This is a genomic window from Xanthomonas fragariae (assembly GCF_017603965.1).
Taxonomy (GTDB): domain Bacteria; phylum Pseudomonadota; class Gammaproteobacteria; order Xanthomonadales; family Xanthomonadaceae; genus Xanthomonas; species Xanthomonas fragariae_A.
In genome coordinates this window covers 3,831,729-3,848,001 of record NZ_CP071955.1, presented here as the reverse complement: position 1 = coordinate 3,848,001, position 16,273 = coordinate 3,831,729, and the positions used below count along the sequence as shown (strand labels likewise).

Below are 16,273 nucleotides of genomic sequence, written 5' to 3'. Positions count from 1 at the left end.
ATCAAGCTTCACGTCGTCCAATAGCTCCGCCAAGTTTGCCCGCGACTGCTCACTCGAAACGCATCTACATCCAAGTACAGGACCGTTGCCGCGAACTCGGGGGCTAAGCTGTCAGCCTCCGCAAAATTAATCCAGTCATAGCTTAGAGGTCTCCGGACACCTAACTGCACGCTGTCGAAGCCGTCCGAGGAGTGGATCAAACCTAAGCGAACGCTTAGTCCGAGCGTGACGACGCAAACTCCGCACATACCGCGGAAGTGCATAGCCGCCATGCCACCGCTGCATGCACGCAGCCGATCGCCAAGGCGCCCAGGCCGGTCAATAGCAACGCGGCTTGGCGGGTCGCCTGCAAGCGCGCCTGCATTTCCGGCCACTCCGGGCTATGCAGTACATCGGCGGGTAGCATTGCCTGCACACCCTCGAACAATGGCCCGATCAAGGCAAGGCCGCCGAAATTGAGTAGCCCTGTCGCCAGCAACACCACCACGAACCCCACCCGCGCCCATTCGCGTCGCCGCAGCAACGCCCAGCTGAGCCACGCAAATGCGGCGGACAGCACGACGCCCACAACCGACAACAACAACGCATGATCGATCAACCATTGCCATGACGCCGGCAATGTGATGCCTTCGGGCAGCCCCATTGAAGTGGCGTCCGGCATGATCGCGAGCATCACGATCTGCAACAGATTGGCCATCGCACTGACCACCCCCAGCAACAACGACACCCATGCCAACGACGTGACGAAGCCGCCGCCTGGTCGTGGTGACCCGGTTACTGACGTGCTCATTGCAGCGACGCGATGTGTGCGGCCACTGCGGCCTGGCCAGGAGGATCCAGCGATGGCTGCAGTTGCGCATACCAGCCGGGCAGCGCGTTGGCTGGCAGGCATTCACGCAACAACGGCGTGCTGCGCTCCAGGAATGCATCGAACAATGGCAGCCCGCGCACATGCAGAAAATGGTTGTCGGTGATCGACATCCCGGCATACGCCTCGCGTAACCATTCCAAGTGCGGCAGCGCGTGCGCACCGTGGCCGGCGCGAGTCAGCGCGGCGAGGAAGCTGGTACGTGCAGTGGCGGGCGAGGTTGAACGTTCTTGCGCGTTCAAATCGTCGAAGGTCAGCAGCCATTCTTCGCCACGATCGATCTCGTTGCACATCACCGACGTGGTTGCCAGTTGCAGCGCGCTGTGCGCCGTGGGCTCCAGCTCGTACAGCGCCAGCCAGTGCGGATATGCCTCCCGATACCTGTCCAGTGCGCTCAATGCCAGCGCGCACAAGCGTTGCGCATCCGCACCGACTTGCAGCTGTACCTGGGCAGCGTTGTAAGCGCCCACGTGGTCGCCGCGCTGAAACGCTGTCAGCGCCGGCTGCAATACCGGATCAATATCGGCGGCGGCCTCCGTAGCGTCTGCGGCAGGCATCGGCGCCATTGCCGGTTCTTCGCGCGGCGTCTTCGCCGCTGCGGTCTTGCGTCCCAATAAACGGTCCCACAGGCCCATCGCATCTACCTTATGTGCGCCGACTGTTGAATGGAAGGCTGCCGCTATGCCGACGGCGCACCGGTCAGGCGGCGGACCGGGCAGAGGAGCGCAACGCGCCAGTGATCTGCCGATCTTGCGCCAAGCTTAGAGCCAGTTGCGTACGTTGAGGTGAGTGCAAAGCAACCTGTGCCAGATCAAGGCACAGCACAGCGCGCGCGCTATGCGACCGCTGATGCCTGCGGCAAGGTCCGGCAACTCTGATGCACGGCATGTCGACAGCAGGGCGAGGTATCACCCATCGCCCTGCCGCATCGCAACCGCGCGCCTTACGGCTTCACCTGCTCGTTGAACAGTTTGAGGATGCGCTTGTACTCGTCCAACCACGAATCGGCATGCGTAAAGCCGTGGCGTTCCAGTGGATACGGCGACACCTGCCAGTTGTCCTTGTGCAGCTCCATCAGCTTCTGGGTCATGTCCACCGAGTCCTTGAAGAACACGTTGTCGTCGATCATGCCGTGCGCGATCAGCAAATGGTCGCGCAGCCCCTCGGCGTAATTGATCGCCGAAGACGCCTTGTACGCCGCCGGATCGAGATCGGGCGTGTTGAGGATGTTGGAGGTGTACTCGTGGTTGTATTGCATCCAATCACCGACCGGCCGCAGTGCGGCCCCGGCCTTGAAGGTACCGGGGCTGCGGAACAGCGCCATGTAGGTCAAGAAGCCCCCGTACGACCCGCCGTAAATGCCGGCGCGCATGCGATCGCCCTGCTTCTGCGTCGCCAGCCAATCCAGACCGTCCAGATAGTCCTCAAGCTCCGGGTGACCCATGTTGCGGTAGATCGCGGTACGCCAGTCGCGGCCGTAGCCTTCCGATGCGCGATAGTCCAGATCCAGCACGATGTAGCCCTGCTGCACCAGCAGGTTGTGGAACATCTGCTCGCGGAAATACGGCGTATAGCGCTCCGACACGTTCTGCAGGTAACCGGCGCCGTGCACGAACATCACGATCGGATACTGCTTGCCAGGCACCGGATTTTGCGGGCCGTAATACTTGCCCCACACCGTGCCGGCGCCGTGCCTGGACGGTACCTGCACGTACTGCGGTGCGCTCCACGATTGCGCCTTGAATGCCGGCGTGCGCGTGTCGGTCAGCACCGTGGCTCGGCCGCCTGCAGCCGGCACCACCGCCAGCTGCGCCGGCAGGTAGCTGCCGGAATAGCGCACCAACACCTGCTGACCGTTCGGCGACAGACTGAAGCCTTCCACGCCCTTCAATGCAGTGACTGCAGTGAGCTGATCGGTGCGCAGATCGAGCTTGCAGACTTCGTAATCTCCCGGCCATTTCTGATTGCACAAAAAGAACATGCCGCTGCCATCGGCGCTGGGCACCGGCATCGACACTTCCCATTTGCCACGCGTGCGCTGGCGTGGCTTGCCGTCGCCTTCTACCGTGTACAGCTGCGAATAGCCGGATTCTTCCGACAGCAACCACAGCGTGCGGTTGTCGGGCAGCCAGCCGAAGTCGTTGAAGTCCCAGTTGATCCACGCGCTGTCGCTCAGGCGATGACGCGGCTGCAACTGGGCTTTGTCCAGATCCACGCTGGCGATCCAGCGGTCCTTGTTGTCCACCGCACGGATTTCCACCGCCACGTTGCGGCCGTCATCGCTCCAATGCACCGCCGGCCCGCTACCTTCGCCATCGCTTTCCACGCGAACCGCGCGGTTGCCTTTGAGAGCATCGCGCTTGGCCGCCTTGCGCAGCGCAGCCAGTGGATCGACGGCGATGCCCGGCAGCGCGTCGAAGGGCAGCGGTTTGGCGCTGCTTGTTGCGACGTCCACCAGCCACAGCGCATGCGCCATCGGCGCATTGCGGCCGACGCGAGTGCGCACTTCCTGGAATTCTTCGTAACCGGATTCGGTCACATACTTGGGCATCTTGCCGGCTTGGCCTTCTGCGGCACTCTTGGCCTGGGTGACCACCAGCAAATGGCGGCCGTCTGGTGACAACGCGCTGTCGACGATCTCCACCTCATCGCCGAGATAGACTGGCGCTGCCGCGCGCGTCGCATCAGCGCGTCGCCAGGCATCTTCCTGAGTGCGCAGAGCATCGCGCTGCTCGCGATCGCGGCGCAACGTGGCAAGCGTGGCCAGTTGTTGCTCACGCAACACATCGGCCTTGGGCGCCGCGTTGGGGTCGCGCTCGGCCTTGACCACCGCAACCTGCGCGGTGCCGCCATCGGCACGCCAGTGGTACCAGTCGTTGCCTGTACGCCAGATAGCACCGCCATCGCTGGCGAACTGTGGTCGCGATTCGACTTCGTTGCTGCGGGTCAGTTGGGTCAGCGCACCGGAGCGCAGATCGCGCAAAAAAACGTCGCCATTGCGCGCAAACAGCATACGTTGCCGGGTTGCGTCGTAGATAGGGTTTGCCGCATCCAGGCCGGCACGGGCGTTGTCGGCCACACGTTCTGCCGCGGCACCGCTGGTGCTCCGGCGATAGGTGTCGCGCACAGGGCTGCCATTGCGTTTGAGCAGGTATTGCACCTGCTTGCCGTCCCACTGCCACCAAGCCTGTTCCACCGGCGGCCCGATCCAATCCGGGTCGGCCATCACCTGTTCGATGGTAAGCGGTGCGGCCGATTGCGCATGCGCAGTGGCGGCCACCAGCAGAAGAGTCAACGGCAACAATCTGGGCATCGGAAACGAACGGACGCAGATGGAGAGCGGGCAAGCCTAGCAGTTCGCTTCCGCAGCGGGCTTGGGCTACAGGTCATGTGTGGAGACTGTAGATGTCGCCTCATCGAAATGCAGAGCCATTGAAAGTGGCGAACCCGGCCATTCGGTATGCTGGGCGACGATGGCAGATGCAGTGAACAGCAGCGATGCGGGCGCGGCCGGCAACGCGCGCCAGAAGCGCAGTGCAGATGCTCTGACCAACTCACTTTGAAAGCGGCGACCAAAAACGTCGCAGGCAGTAGCCAGGCGGATGTGGAAGGAACGCGCAAAACGCCACCTTTACACGCCCGAACGCTGGCGGTGCCCACCCGGCAGCTGCGACAGATGCTCTTCGCCGCACACGGAAACCTCCCGACTTGCCAGCAGCCCGGGTGGCGGCCAAGCTAGCGTGATTTTGCGATCGTCGGTTCACATGTCCAGCCTGCCTGCTTCTTCTGTTTTCCATCCGATGGCCGTTGGCGCGCCTGACCGGCCGCTGGCTTGGCGCACGGGGCAGTCGGTCGCTCTGGCCACCTTCATCGCGCACGTGCACGGTCTGGCCCAGCAATTGCCGGACGGCCAGCACGCGGTGAATCTATGCGAAGACCGCTACCGCTTCATGGTTGCTTTCTACGCCTGCGCGCTGCGTGGTCAGGTGTCGCTGCTGCCATCCTCGCGCGCACCGGCTGTGGTCGGCGAAGTGCAGGAGCGCCATGCCGACGCCTATTGCCTGGGCGATCTGGCGCTGGAGTTGGCACCGCCACGCTATTGGCAGCTGCCGGCCGAGTTGCCGCAGGCCGAGGGACCGATTCCACAGTTGGCCGACGATGCTTTGGTGGCGATCGGCTTCACCTCCGGCAGCACCGGCAGCCCGCAGCCCAATCCAAAAACCTGGGGCAGTTTCTTAACTAGCACGCGCCAGGATCTGGTCGCGCTGCAAAGCCTGTGGGCGCACACCGACGCGGTGCCACATGTGGTCGCCACGGTGCCGCCGCAGCATATGTACGGCATGGAACTGTCGGTGCTGCTGCCGATGGTGACCTCACTGGCGGTGCATGCCGGGCGGCCGTTCTTCCCGGACGATGTGGCGCACGCGCTGGCCGATGTCCCCGAACCGCGCGTGTTGGTGACTACACCAGTACATCTGCGTGCGTTGATCGAATCCGGCGTGCGTTTGCCGCCGCTGGTTGGCATCGTGTCCGCTACCGCGCCGCTGGCGCAGGAAATCGCGGCCGCTGCCGAAGCGCGTTTTGGCGGTGAAGTGCGCGAGATGTTCGGTTCCACCGAAACCTGCGTGTTCGCTGTGCGCCGCACCGCGCTGGAAGCCGCCTGGACACCACTGCCGGGCGTACGTCTTGAGACGCAGGCGACCGGCACCCTGGTGTACGCGCCGCATCTGGCCACGCCAGTGTTGCTGGCCGACATGATGGATGTGGCCGACGACGGCCGTTTCCGGGTGCGCGGCCGGCAAGCCGATTTGCTGGAAATTGCCGGAAAACGCGCATCGCTGGCCGATCTCACCCGTCGCCTCCTCGCCATTCCCGGCGTCGTCGACGGCACCATCGTGCAACTCGCACCCGACCCCGGTCAGGCGGTCGGTCGCATCGCCGCACTGGTGGTTGCCCCAACCCTGGACGAAGCGCAGATCCTGGACGCACTACGCCTCAGCGTCGACACCGTCTTCCTCCCACGCCGCCTGCGCAAACTTGCCGCACTGCCACGCAACGAAACCGGCAAACTGCCGCGCGAGGTGGTGCTGGGGTTGCTCAACGGCTGATTGCGGGTCTCACATGGAGCGTTACCGGTGTGTTGTATCAAGCGTCGGGATTGACTGCCTGCATATCACACCCATGCACCCCATCGATCTCCACCGCCAGCTCAGCGCGGCAGATCACTGCATGCAGCAACAAGCGCGGAACGGCATCGCCGAAGCGGGCGTCCAGGGCTTGCGCGACCTTGGGCAGGTCGTCGTGTTCGCGCACGTAGACCTTCAGGCGCGTGCCTGCGCCGAACTGCGCGGGTAGGGTCGGTGCGTGCTGACGCGCGGCGCCGAGCAGGGCGTCGAAGTTGGCGAAGGCTTCTTCCATCTGCGTCAGTAATTGACCGGCGTGCATTGAGGCATGCCCGACCACGGCGGCGGTGCCTGACAGCAGCAGCGGCATGTCGCTGCCGGCAGGCGGCAGCATGGCGCGCGCAAAACTTGGCGGCTGCGGGCCGTACTGGCGCGGGTAGTTGTATGCGCTGACCTGGCGTGGATTTTCCAACGGAGTGCCGGCATCGGCGGCTGCCAGCCAGTAGATCTGGATGATACGTTCGGCATCACAGCGCCCGACCGCAGTGGCGGCGGGCAACTGTGCGGTATCGAACGCGCCCAGGCCACGTGCGCGGCCCACGCAGAATTGCCGATAGCGTTCGCGGTCACCGGTGCCCAAAGTGATCGCATCCAGGCAATTCCAGATACGCAGCAGGCGCGGTGTCTGGCTGCCGCTGACGAACGCAGTGATCTGCGCGTACGCTTTCGCAGCGGCTCCTTCGATGTCGACATCCTGCTCGTCGATCTCGATCACGCCGAATTGCAGGTGCCCGTCGCTGGACCAGGCAATGTTGCCGTCGCGGCCACTGCGCACCGACGCATTGGTGCGCCACACTTCCAGCACGCTGGCCCGATACGGCTGCAACGGCACGCGTAGATAACGCGGGTCGTCCAGGCGTGGTGCGGCATCGCCAAAGCCGAACACGGCCAATACGTGCGGATTGGCCAGCAGTGTGAATGGGTCGGTCTGGTCGACATAATCGACCTGCAGGCGGGGATGGCGCACAGCGCGCGTGGTCTGGGCCTGGGACGCGGTCATTGCGCGTCTCTTTGCAAGGTGTCGCCGTCGAAACCGAGCTTGGCTTGGCGTCGGCGTTGGCGCCAGGAGTGCCAGGCGTGCGGCATCATCGACAAGGTGGTGAGTGCATAAATGGCGCGGAAGGCACGCAGGCGCAGGCGCACTTTCGGGCTGTCGAAGACATCGCCGGCCAGCATCGCGACGACCGCCTGTTCCATCTGCAAGGTGTTCTGCGGTTGCGCGAATAAGGCGCGCATGGTCGGTGAGGTGAAGCGGTAGATGAACCATTTGAATTCATCCACGCCGCGCGCGAGGTCGCGCTGCAGCGCGCGTTGCAGTTTTGCCTCGTGCTGCGGCGCGCGCAGAGCCTGATCCACCATTGCTGCACCGCGCTCGGCGCTATGCATGGCCAGATACACGCCGGACGAAAACATCGGGTCGACGAACGTATAGGCATCGCCCAGCATCAACCAACGCGGCCCGGCCATTTGCGTGCATTCGTAGGAATAGTTGCCGGTGGCGTGCACCGGTGCCACGCGCTCGGCGCCCATCATGCGCGCACTGAGCTCCGGATTGAGCGCCAGCGTGCGCATGAAAAAGCCTTCGCTGTCGCCCTTGCGCGTCTTCATATATTCCGGGTAGCAGACCGCGCCTACGCTCATGATGTCGTCCGGCAGCGGGATCAGCCACATCCAGCCATGCGCATGCCGGTAGATGCTGATGTTGCCGGCATCCTCGCCCGGTCGGCGCGCCACCCCACGAAAATGGCTGAACAATGCGGCCGATTGATGCCTGGCATTGGCGCGTTTTAGCTTGAAGCGGTTGCCCAAAAAAGTGTCGCGACCGCTGGCATCGAGCAGATAGCGCGGGCGGAAGTGCTGCACGCCGCCGTCCACAGTGCGTGCCTGCAGCACCGGTTGTTTGCCATCGAACTCCATCCGCTCGACCTTGACCTGCTCGCGCGCATCCACGCCGACCGCGCGCGCGCGCTTGAACAGCATTTGATCGAACTGCGCACGCGGTACCTGAAAGGCGTAATCGGCTCTGGCATCGAGCGCATGCGAAAAACGGAAGGTGTTGTAGCCGCCGCTATCGTTGGGGAAATCGGCGCCAAGCTTGAGCACACCGATATCACGCACGTCTTCGAGCACACCCAGGCGCTCAAGGATCGGCATGTTCATCGGCAGCAACGATTCGCCGATATGGAAGCGCGGGTGCTGCTCTTTTTCGAGCAGGGTGACCGACCAGCCGAGCTCGGCAAGCACAATGGCCGCCGCGCAACCTGCCGGACCGCCACCGATGATCAAGACATCCGGACACTCGGGGCCTAGGGCCGGACCGGCTTCCGGGGTTGAGCTAACAGCAGTGGAAGTCATCTTGGAACGAACCTGCAGCGAGCGAGCATCATTCAGACATGATAGCCTGACAGACGGCCCTTACAGCTGTGCCGGCCGCCGATCCACTTCGAACAACAGCCGACAACATGGCGGTGCGGCCGCCAGTCGAACGTGGTCGGTGCCCGGATCGGCAGGTGCGGCAACGTACACTGCGGTTCGACGCGGTGCCCATCGAAATCCAATGGTCGCCCGCGATGCTTGTTGCTTGTTCTCAATCTCCTCGCTCGACCCTCACCTGTGGAAGCTCCGGATGTCCTCGCAAACCGCCGCCGAACGTGAACTGGCCGAACTCCTGGTCGAAAGTCTGAACGTGGAAGACGTCCAGCCCGCCGACATCGATCCGGAGGCGCCGCTGTTCAATACCGGGTTGGGGCTCGACTCGATCGACGCGCTGGAACTGGCGCTGGCGATCAGCAAGCGCTATGGCTTCCAGCTGCGCTCGGACACCGATGAAAATCGTCGTATCTTCGCGTCGCTGCGCGCATTGTCGGCGCATGTCCAAACCCACAAGACCGTCTGAGGTCCCGCCGTCAGCGCCTAGCGATGCGCCCCCGTGGGTGCTTGGGCTGGGCGTGCTGTTGGCGCTGGCGTATTCGCCGCTGGCGCATTGGGCCAATGCCAGCCATCGCCCCGATCTGGCCGTCATCGCGGGCAGTTTGTTGGTGCTGATGGTGTTGATCGAACCGATGGCCGCGCGCCGGGCCTGGGCCTGGGCTTTGGCGCTGCTGACATTGGTCGGCCTGGGCGCATTGTGGCACTCACCGTACGCGATGTTGCTGCTGGCCGCGCCGCCGGTGGTGTTCACCGGCGGGATCGCCTGGTTCTTCGGGCGCAGCCTGCGCCCCGGGCGCACGCCGCTGATCACCTGCATTGTCGAAGGGCTGTATCGCCAGGCCGGCATGCCGATCTCGCCCGAGCAATACCGCTATACCCGCCGTCTCACCCTGGCCTGGGCGCTGCTGTTGTGTGGTCTGACCCTGGTCAACCTAGTGCTCGGTCTATGTGCCGAACCCAGTGGCGTGCTGGTGCAATTGGGATACGATTCTCCGCTGACAATCAGCGATGCACGTGCCTCGCTGTTCGCCAATCTGCTGGCCTATGGCGTAGTTGGCGGCTTCTTTGTGGCTGAATATCTATTGCGCGGTCGCTGGTTTCCACAGCGTCCCTATCGTAATCTGCCAGACTTCCTGCACCAGATGGCGCGGCTCGGGCCGGAATTCTGGCGCGATCTGCTGCGCTGAGTGCGTGGCCATGGATAGCGACGTACGTGCATATTTTCCGGGACAAGACAAAAATGCCGTTGCCAAGGATGCCGTTGCGATTGGCGTGGGCTGTGTTCAACCTATTGCAATTAGCCTTCACGCTGACGTTCACCGCAGGCGGGATCGTGTATGCATTGGCGGTGCTGGCGATCACGCGTGATGCTGATCGGCTGCTGCGCATGGGTGGCTGGATGTGGTCGCCGGTGCTGCTGCGTGGCGCCGGGGCCAAACTGATCGTGGAAGGCCGCGAGCGGGTGGACTGGTCCAGGAATTATCTGTTCGTCAGCAATCATCAGTCCGTCATCGATATTTGCGTGCTGTTCATGGCCCTGCCGGTGCCGCTGCGGTTTCTGCTCAAAGACGAAATGCTCAAGGTGCCGTTCGTGAATTGGTATGCGCGGGCCACCGGCATGCTGTTTCTGGACCGCGACAGCCGCCGTGCCGGGGCGATGGTGCGACGCCAGGCCGCTGCGCTGCTGCGCGAGGGTAAACAGTTGTGTCTGTTTCCCGAAGGCACGCGCAGTCGTACTGGCGCACTATTGCCATTCAAGGCCGGGCTGCTGCAGGCCGCTATCGATGCTGGTGTGCAGGTCGTGCCGGTTGCCGTGGATGGCTGTGGCAAGGTGCTGCCGGTGGATGGTCTGTTCAGGGTGCGCCCCGGCATCATTCGCGTACGCATTGGCGACCCGATCGCGGTGACCGTTCCGGATGCGCCGGACCGCCAACAATTGACCGAGCAGGCACACAAGGTCGTGGCTGCAATGCTTCAACCCAGGATCTGAGTTCTGCGCTTATGGATTTCGTTGTGCCGCATGATCATCCCTGCCTACCCGGGCATTTTCCCGGTCGCCCCGTGGTGCCTGGCGTGGTCGTGCTCGACCATGTGCTGCAGGCGGTGGAAGCGCTGCATGGTCCAAGGGCCGCAGCACGTTTGCCGCAGGTAAAGTTCGTACAGCCGTTGCTGCCCGGCCAGACCGCCTCGGTGACGCTGGATGGCGATGGCCCGCGTTGGCGTTTTCGCGTGCAACGTGCAGGCGTGTTGCTGGTCAGTGGCGAACTGGTAGCGGAGGCGGCGGCATGAGCAAGCATTGGAAGAAGCGTCCGGAAGGTGGCGGGCGTTTTGCGCTGTGGTTGATCCGCGGCATCGCCCGGCACGCCGGACGGTCGGTGGCACGGACGCTGCTATACCCGATCACGCTTTACTTTTTGCTGGTGCGTGCGCCCGAGCGCGCCGCGTCGCGCGCCTACCTGGCGCGCGTGTTGGGACGCCCGGCCAGGCTGCGCGATGTGGCTCGGCATATCCATACCTTCGCCTCGACGATCCTGGACCGCGTGTACATGCTGTGCGGGCAGATGCAGCGCTTCCGTGTCGACATTACCGGGCTGGATCAACTGCACACGCAAATGGAGCGCAGCCGCGGCGTGCTGATCTTCGGCTCGCATCTGGGCAGCTTCGACGCGCTGCGCGTGCTGGCCACCGAACGCCCGGACGTGCAGGTCAAGGTGGTGCTGGACAAGGCGCACAACCGCGCCATGACCGATCTGCTGGGCGCGCTCAATCCGCAATTGGCTGCCGATATCATCGATGCCGGCATGGATGCCACCTCGATCGTCATGGCGATCAAGGAGGCCACCGACGCCGGTGCGCTGGTCGCGCTGCTGATCGATCGCCCGCGCGAGGGCGACCCGGCGCTACCTGCGATGTTCCTCGGCCGTAACGCGATGTTTCCGACTTCGCCATGGTTGATCGCCGCTGCGCTCAAGGTGCCAGTGGTGCTGGCGTTCGGCCTGTATCGCGGCGGCAATCATTACGAACTTGCGTTCGAGACGTTCAGCGAAGGCCTGGAGGTACCGCGTCGCCAGCGTGCGCCGGCGCTTGCGTTACTCATGCGCGATTACGCCGCCAGGCTGGAACATTACACATGCTGCGCGCCTTACAACTGGTTCAACTTCTACGATTTCTGGAACACCCACCATGCCGATGTGCCGCACCCTGCCGTGGATGCTGATACTGCTGTTCAGCGCCGCACCGCTATGCGCCGCACCGCCTGAGACGCTGGACGTCGGTCAAGTGCTGCAGGGCTTGGCTCGCCCCGCGCCGGTCGGCACCGAGTTTGTCGAACTGCGTGGTTCTGCTCTGCTGAAGACGCCGCTGCGCGTGCAGGGCCACTACCGTCGCCCGGATGCGCAGACGCTGGTGCGCGAAGTCAGCCTGCCGTATCGCGAGACCACCACCTTGAAAGGCGACGAAGGCGTGCTGGAACGCGAAGGCAAACCGCCGCGGCGGTTTTCGCTGAGCCGCGTGCCCGAATTGGCCGGATTGAAGTCCGGCTTCGGCGCGTTGCTGGTCGGCGACCGCGCGCTGCTGGAACAGCAATACCGCGTCAGTGGACAAGGCCAGCCTAAGGCGTGGCAACTGACGCTGCAGCCCAAGGACGCCGCCGTCGCCAAGCAGGTGCGCGAGTTGCGTCTGTACGGACGCAACGATGAGCTGCGTTGCATCGAAAGCCTGCCTGTCAAGGGCGAGGTGCAACGCACGCTGCTGGCCGGTGCGGCACGTGACGCTGCGAGCGTCATCGATGCGGCGGCGCTGACGACGTTGTGCCATGGTTTTGGCGAGTGACGCACTGCGTGTGGGTCTTGCGTGCGCAGTCGGGACACGCTTTTAGCAACAGACAAACGACCGTCCTCGGCAAGCAAGAGGCGCTGGTGCCGTATGCGCCGAGCAGAATAAAGACGCTTTTGCGGCGTCATCGCGCGCGCGGCCAGCCGACATTCTGCCGTCGTAGCAGGGCTTTGGTATGCCGCTTGAATTGAATGCAAACCGCCGCATCGGGCTGGCGCTGCTGTGGCTGGCACTGCTGGCGGTCGCAGGTTTCTGTTTGAGCCAGACGCTCAGGGTGTCAGGAGACCTTCGCAAATTCATGCCCGCCCCGCGCACGCCTGCGCAAAAACTCCTCATCGAAGAACTTGGCGAAGGCCCTGGTTCGCGGCTGTTGCTGATGTCCTTATCCAATAGCGACCCGGCCACGCTGGCGGAGCAGTCGCAGCAGTTGCGGAGCGCCCTGGCTGCACAGCCGGAGTTGTTCGTGCTGGTGGGCAATGGTGGCAATGCGGGGCTCGATGCGATTCCCGAGCGCTTGCTGCCGTACCGTTATCTGCTCAGCGACAGCTTCGACAAGACGCCGCTGGATGCGCAAACCCTGGAAGCGGCATTGCAGTCGCGCGTGCAGGATCTGGGCTCGCCCGCGGCCGCGATAGTGGAGCCGCTGTTGCCGCGCGATCCCACGCTGGAAGTGCTGCATTTTGCAGAAATCTTGCAGCCGGCTGCCGCACCGCAGACGCGCAACGCAGTGTGGTTCGATCGTGCCGGTACCTCGGCCTTGCTGATCGTGCAGACGCGCGTAGCCGGGTTCGACCCCACCGGCCAGCAGCTGGCTTACGAGGCCGTACAAGCGGCCTTCGCCAGGGTCAGCAAAGGCACCAGGACGCGACTGACGCTGACCGGCCCAGGCGCATTCGCGGTGGAAATTACCGCGCGCACGCAAGGCGAGGCGCAGTGGATCGGCACGCTGGATACGGTGGGCCTGGTCTTGCTGCTGCTGGTCGCCTACCGCAGCTGGAAGATTCCGGTGCTCGGCGTGTTGCCGCTGGCAAGCGCGGGGCTGGCTGGCCTGGGCGCGGTGGCATTGTTGTTCGATGGCGTGCATGGCATTACCGTGGCGTTCGGGTTCACCCTGATCGGCGTGGTGCAGGATTATCCGATCCACTTGTTCAGTCACCAGCGCCCGGGCCTGGATCCGCGCGACAACGCGCGGCAGTTGTGGCCGACGCTGGCCACCGGCGTGGTGTCCACCTGCATCGCCTATGTCACCTTCTTGTTTTCGGGGGTGGATGGTCTGCGGCAGCTGGCGGTGTTCACCATCGCCGGGCTGGCCACTGCGGCGATCACCACGCGCTGGTTGCTGCCGTGGTTGATCGATCCGGCCCCACGCGACTACGCCGATTCGCGCTTGCTTGCCGCGCTGTGGCGCGGCATCGCGCGGCTGCCGCGGCCGCGCAACAGCCTGGCGGTGACTGCGCTGATCGGCATCGCCGTGATCGCGTTTGCGCCGGGGCAGTTCTGGCAGAACGATCTGTCGAAATTGACCCCGGTGCCACCCAAGGCCTTGGCACAGGACACCCAGTTGCGCCAGGAACTGGGCGCGCCGGATGTGCGTTACGTGCTCGCGTTGCCCGCAGCCAACGACGAGGCGGCGTTGCAGGCCAGCGAGCAGTTGCGCCCGCGGCTGGACGCACTGGTGCGCGCCGGTGCGCTGACCGGCTACGACATGGCTGCGCGTTATCTGCCCAGCGCCAAGACCCAGCGTGCGCGTCAGGCCGCGTTGCCCGATGCCGCGCAGGCACGTGCGCTGACCGACCGCGCGGTGGCCGCCACGCCGTTCCGCAGCGATGCTTTTGCGCCATTCCTGCAGGATCTGGATGCCGCCAAGCGCGCCGCACCGCTGCTGCCCAAGGATCTGGCCGGCTCGCCGCTGGCGACCTCGGTGGGCGGGCTGTTGCTGGGGCGCAGCGATCGCAGCACCGCACTGGTGTCGCTGACCGGATTACGCGATCCGGCGGTATTGGCCGCAGCGGTGCAGGGCAGCGGCGCGCAATTGCTGGATCTGAAAGACGCGTCCGAATCCCTGGTCGCGGCCTATCGCGGACGCGTGCTCGGTGCGTTGGTGCTGGCCGCATTGTTGTTGGCAGTGACGGTGGCGATTGCATTGCGCAGCCCGCGCCGGATCGTGCGCGTATTGCTGCCGATGGCGCTGACCACCGTGCTGATCCTGGCGATCCTGCGCGGCACCGGCGTGGAGCTCAACCTGTTCCATCTGATCGCGCTGATCCTGGCGGCCGGGCTGGGCCTGGATTACGCGCTGTTTTTCGACCACGCAGGCGACGATCACGCCGACCAGCTACGCACGCTGCATGCGCTGATCGTTTGCAGCCTGATGACCTTGCTGGTGTTCGCCTTGTTGGCCGCGTCCAGCATTCCGGTGTTGCGTGCGATCGGCAGCACGGTGGCGCTGGGTGTGTTGTTCAATTTCATTCTGGCCCTGCTGGTGTCGCGCGAGCCGGCGCTGGAACGCGCAGCAACTGGAGAAACGCATGCAAGGACGTGAGGCGATTGCCGCATTGATTCCGCACCAGGGCAATATGTGTCTGTGGGAAGAAGTGGTCCACTGGGATGCGCAGCGCATCGTGTTGCGCAGTGGCACGCATCGCAGCGCTACGCATCCGCTACGCGCCAATGGCCGCCTGCGCGCACTGCATCTGTGCGAATACGGTGCGCAAGCCATCGCCGTACATGGCGGCTTGCTTGGCCGCGCATCCGGCACGCCGGTGCGCCCGGGCATGCTGGTGGCGCTGCGTGCGGTGGAGCTGCATGTCGCCTATCTGGACGAGCTGGCCGATGCGATCGTGTGCGAAGCACAGGTATTGATGCAGGGCGAGGATAGCCAGCAGTACAGTTTTCGCTTGACCCACGGCGAGCAGTTGCTGGCAGAAGGGCGTGCCACGGTGATGTTGGGTGCTGCGCAGGCCACCTAACTGTAGGAGCGCGCTTGCGCGCGATACGGCGAGCGATAACGCCATCGCGCGCTGGCGCGCTCCTACGGAATGTGGGCGATCAAAATGCTGGCGATCTATTCCTGCGCTTGCTGCCAGTCGTTAGGATGAAGCTCTTTCCGCCGTCGTTTCCGCAGCTTCCATCGAGGCTTTCATGAGCACTTCCATTCCACAGCGCCGCGCCCTTGTCACCGGCGGTAGCGGCGATCTGGGCGGTGCGATCTGCCGGCATCTGGCAGCGCAGGGCCGGCACGTGATCGTGCATGCCAATCGCAATATCGCCCGAGCCGAAGAGGTAGTTGCAGCGATTGTCGCCGACGCCGGTAGCGCAGAAGCGGTGGCGTTCGATGTGGCCGATGCCCAGGCCAGTGCCGCGGCGCTGGCAAGCCTGCTGGAAGTCGGCCCGATCCAGATCGTGGTCAACAACGCCGGCATCCACGACGACGCGCCGATGGCGGGCATGACCGCCGAGCAGTGGCATCGGGTCATCGATGTGTCGCTGCATGGTTTCTTCAATGCCACCCAGCCGCTGTTGCTGCCGATGGCGCGTACGCGTTGGGGCCGTATCGTCAGCGTGTCGTCGGTGGCGGCGGTGCTGGGCAATCGCGGCCAGACCAACTACGCCGCGGCCAAGGCCGCGCTGCACGGCGCCAGCAAATCGCTGTCGCGCGAAATGGCCAGCCGCGGCATTGCGGTGAATGTCGTTGCGCCGGGCGTGATCGAAAGCGAGATGGTCGGCGAAAGCTTCGCGCCCGAAGTGATCAAGCAACTGGTGCCGGCCGGGCGCGTCGGCAAGCCCGACGAAGTCGCAGCATTGGTCGCGTTCCTATGCTCGGAGGTTGCCGGTTACATCAATGGCCAGGTTATCGGCATCAATGGTGGGATGGGCTGAATAATTTGTTGTATGTTCATGATATTGATAATAGGTCTTAAATGTTGACGCGGCTTGAAGTTAACTGTTTCAAGAACCT

15 protein-coding genes are annotated in these 16,273 nt (G+C 64.0%); 10 read left to right on the top strand and 5 right to left on the bottom strand.

All coding sequences use genetic code 11. From position 1 onward, the window contains the following. Positions 1-214 precede the first annotated feature (214 nt). The 3 genes from J5I97_RS18330 to J5I97_RS18320 all read right to left on the bottom strand — a co-directional run bounded on the left by J5I97_RS18330 (position 215) and on the right by J5I97_RS18320 (position 4,172). A complete protein-coding gene (locus J5I97_RS18330; RefSeq protein ID WP_208588053.1) occupies positions 215-790 on the bottom strand; it encodes a hypothetical protein in 576 nt (191 codons plus the stop codon). Then, the gene (locus J5I97_RS18325) at positions 787-1,503 is read right to left on the bottom strand and encodes a hypothetical protein (protein ID WP_208588051.1); all 717 of its coding nucleotides are present in this window, start codon (positions 1,501-1,503) and stop codon (positions 787-789) included. The genes J5I97_RS18330 and J5I97_RS18325 overlap by 4 nt, the downstream gene beginning before the upstream one ends. A gap of 308 nt (positions 1,504-1,811) precedes the next feature. Beyond that, positions 1,812-4,172 carry a S9 family peptidase gene (locus J5I97_RS18320; RefSeq protein WP_208591816.1) on the bottom strand — a complete coding sequence of 787 codons (2,361 nt, stop codon included), beginning with the start codon at positions 4,170-4,172 and terminating at the stop codon, positions 1,812-1,814. Between the two features lie 460 nt (positions 4,173-4,632). Between J5I97_RS18320 and J5I97_RS18315 the strand changes: the two genes are divergently transcribed. Then, complete coding sequence (locus tag J5I97_RS18315) at positions 4,633-5,976, top strand: AMP-binding protein (protein ID WP_208588049.1); 1,344 nt, start codon at positions 4,633-4,635, stop codon at positions 5,974-5,976. 37 nt (positions 5,977-6,013) lie between these two features. Here the strand turns inward: J5I97_RS18315 and J5I97_RS18310 are convergent, their stop codons facing one another. Then, entirely contained in the window at positions 6,014-7,051 is a 1,038-nt protein-coding gene (locus tag J5I97_RS18310; protein ID WP_208588048.1) for a pteridine-dependent deoxygenase, read from the bottom strand. Continuing rightward, positions 7,048-8,406, bottom strand: a complete 1,359-nt coding sequence (locus tag J5I97_RS18305; protein ID WP_208588047.1) for an NAD(P)/FAD-dependent oxidoreductase — start codon at positions 8,404-8,406, stop codon at positions 7,048-7,050. The genes J5I97_RS18310 and J5I97_RS18305 overlap by 4 nt, the downstream gene beginning before the upstream one ends. A 271-nt stretch (positions 8,407-8,677) precedes the next feature. Between J5I97_RS18305 and xanC the strand changes: the two genes are divergently transcribed. The 9 genes from xanC (at position 8,678) to fabG (ending at position 16,194) form a co-directional block, all read left to right on the top strand. Next, positions 8,678-8,947 carry a xanthomonadin biosynthesis acyl carrier protein XanC gene (gene xanC / locus J5I97_RS18300; protein ID WP_208591814.1) on the top strand — a complete coding sequence of 90 codons (270 nt, stop codon included), beginning with the start codon at positions 8,678-8,680 and terminating at the stop codon, positions 8,945-8,947. 37 nt (positions 8,948-8,984) lie between these two features. Beyond that, a complete protein-coding gene (locus tag J5I97_RS18295; protein ID WP_208591815.1) occupies positions 8,985-9,668 on the top strand; it encodes a ketosynthase in 684 nt (227 codons plus the stop codon). Between the two features lie 53 nt (positions 9,669-9,721). Further along, positions 9,722-10,471 (top strand): lysophospholipid acyltransferase family protein, encoded by a 750-nt coding sequence (locus tag J5I97_RS18290; protein ID WP_208588046.1) that lies wholly within the window; start codon positions 9,722-9,724, stop codon positions 10,469-10,471. Positions 10,472-10,482: 11 nt separating this feature from the next. After that, positions 10,483-10,770 carry a hypothetical protein gene (locus J5I97_RS18285; protein ID WP_002809656.1) on the top strand — a complete coding sequence of 96 codons (288 nt, stop codon included), beginning with the start codon at positions 10,483-10,485 and terminating at the stop codon, positions 10,768-10,770. Further along, a complete protein-coding gene (locus J5I97_RS18280) occupies positions 10,767-11,741 on the top strand; it encodes an acyltransferase (RefSeq protein ID WP_208588045.1) in 975 nt (324 codons plus the stop codon). The genes J5I97_RS18285 and J5I97_RS18280 overlap by 4 nt, the downstream gene beginning before the upstream one ends. Then, positions 11,665-12,312 (top strand): LolA-related protein, encoded by a 648-nt coding sequence (locus tag J5I97_RS18275; RefSeq protein ID WP_345776685.1) that lies wholly within the window; start codon positions 11,665-11,667, stop codon positions 12,310-12,312. Before J5I97_RS18280 ends, J5I97_RS18275 begins: the two co-directional genes overlap by 77 nt. A 178-nt stretch (positions 12,313-12,490) precedes the next feature. After that, a complete protein-coding gene (locus J5I97_RS18270) occupies positions 12,491-14,857 on the top strand; it encodes an MMPL family transporter (protein ID WP_208588044.1) in 2,367 nt (788 codons plus the stop codon). After that, positions 14,844-15,284, top strand: a complete 441-nt coding sequence (locus J5I97_RS18265; RefSeq protein WP_208588043.1) for a phosphotransferase — start codon at positions 14,844-14,846, stop codon at positions 15,282-15,284. Before J5I97_RS18270 ends, J5I97_RS18265 begins: the two co-directional genes overlap by 14 nt. 172 nt (positions 15,285-15,456) lie before the next feature. Further along, complete coding sequence (gene fabG / locus J5I97_RS18260) at positions 15,457-16,194, top strand: 3-oxoacyl-ACP reductase FabG (RefSeq protein WP_208588042.1); 738 nt, start codon at positions 15,457-15,459, stop codon at positions 16,192-16,194. Positions 16,195-16,273 lie beyond the last annotated feature (79 nt).

Bases quoted from the DNA above. Each gene is read 5' to 3' on its own strand.
- J5I97_RS18330 (WP_208588053.1), bottom strand. From the start codon at position 790: ATGAGCACGTCAGTAACCGGGTCACCACGACCAGGCGGCGGCTTCGTC.
- J5I97_RS18325 (WP_208588051.1), bottom strand. From the start codon at position 1,503: ATGGGCCTGTGGGACCGTTTATTGGGACGCAAGACCGCAGCGGCGAAG.
- J5I97_RS18315 (WP_208588049.1), top strand. From the start codon at position 4,633: ATGTCCAGCCTGCCTGCTTCTTCTGTTTTCCATCCGATGGCCGTTGGC.
- J5I97_RS18310 (WP_208588048.1), bottom strand. From the start codon at position 7,051: ATGACCGCGTCCCAGGCCCAGACCACGCGCGCTGTGCGCCATCCCCGC.
- J5I97_RS18305 (WP_208588047.1), bottom strand. From the start codon at position 8,406: ATGACTTCCACTGCTGTTAGCTCAACCCCGGAAGCCGGTCCGGCCCTA.
- xanC (WP_208591814.1), top strand. From the start codon at position 8,678: ATGTCCTCGCAAACCGCCGCCGAACGTGAACTGGCCGAACTCCTGGTC.
- J5I97_RS18290 (WP_208588046.1), top strand. From the start codon at position 9,722: ATGCCGTTGCCAAGGATGCCGTTGCGATTGGCGTGGGCTGTGTTCAAC.
- J5I97_RS18285 (WP_002809656.1), top strand. From the start codon at position 10,483: ATGGATTTCGTTGTGCCGCATGATCATCCCTGCCTACCCGGGCATTTT.
- J5I97_RS18280 (WP_208588045.1), top strand. From the start codon at position 10,767: ATGAGCAAGCATTGGAAGAAGCGTCCGGAAGGTGGCGGGCGTTTTGCG.
- J5I97_RS18275 (WP_345776685.1), top strand. From the start codon at position 11,665: ATGCCGATGTGCCGCACCCTGCCGTGGATGCTGATACTGCTGTTCAGC.
- J5I97_RS18270 (WP_208588044.1), top strand. From the start codon at position 12,491: ATGCCGCTTGAATTGAATGCAAACCGCCGCATCGGGCTGGCGCTGCTG.
- J5I97_RS18265 (WP_208588043.1), top strand. From the start codon at position 14,844: ATGCAAGGACGTGAGGCGATTGCCGCATTGATTCCGCACCAGGGCAAT.
- fabG (WP_208588042.1), top strand. From the start codon at position 15,457: ATGAGCACTTCCATTCCACAGCGCCGCGCCCTTGTCACCGGCGGTAGC.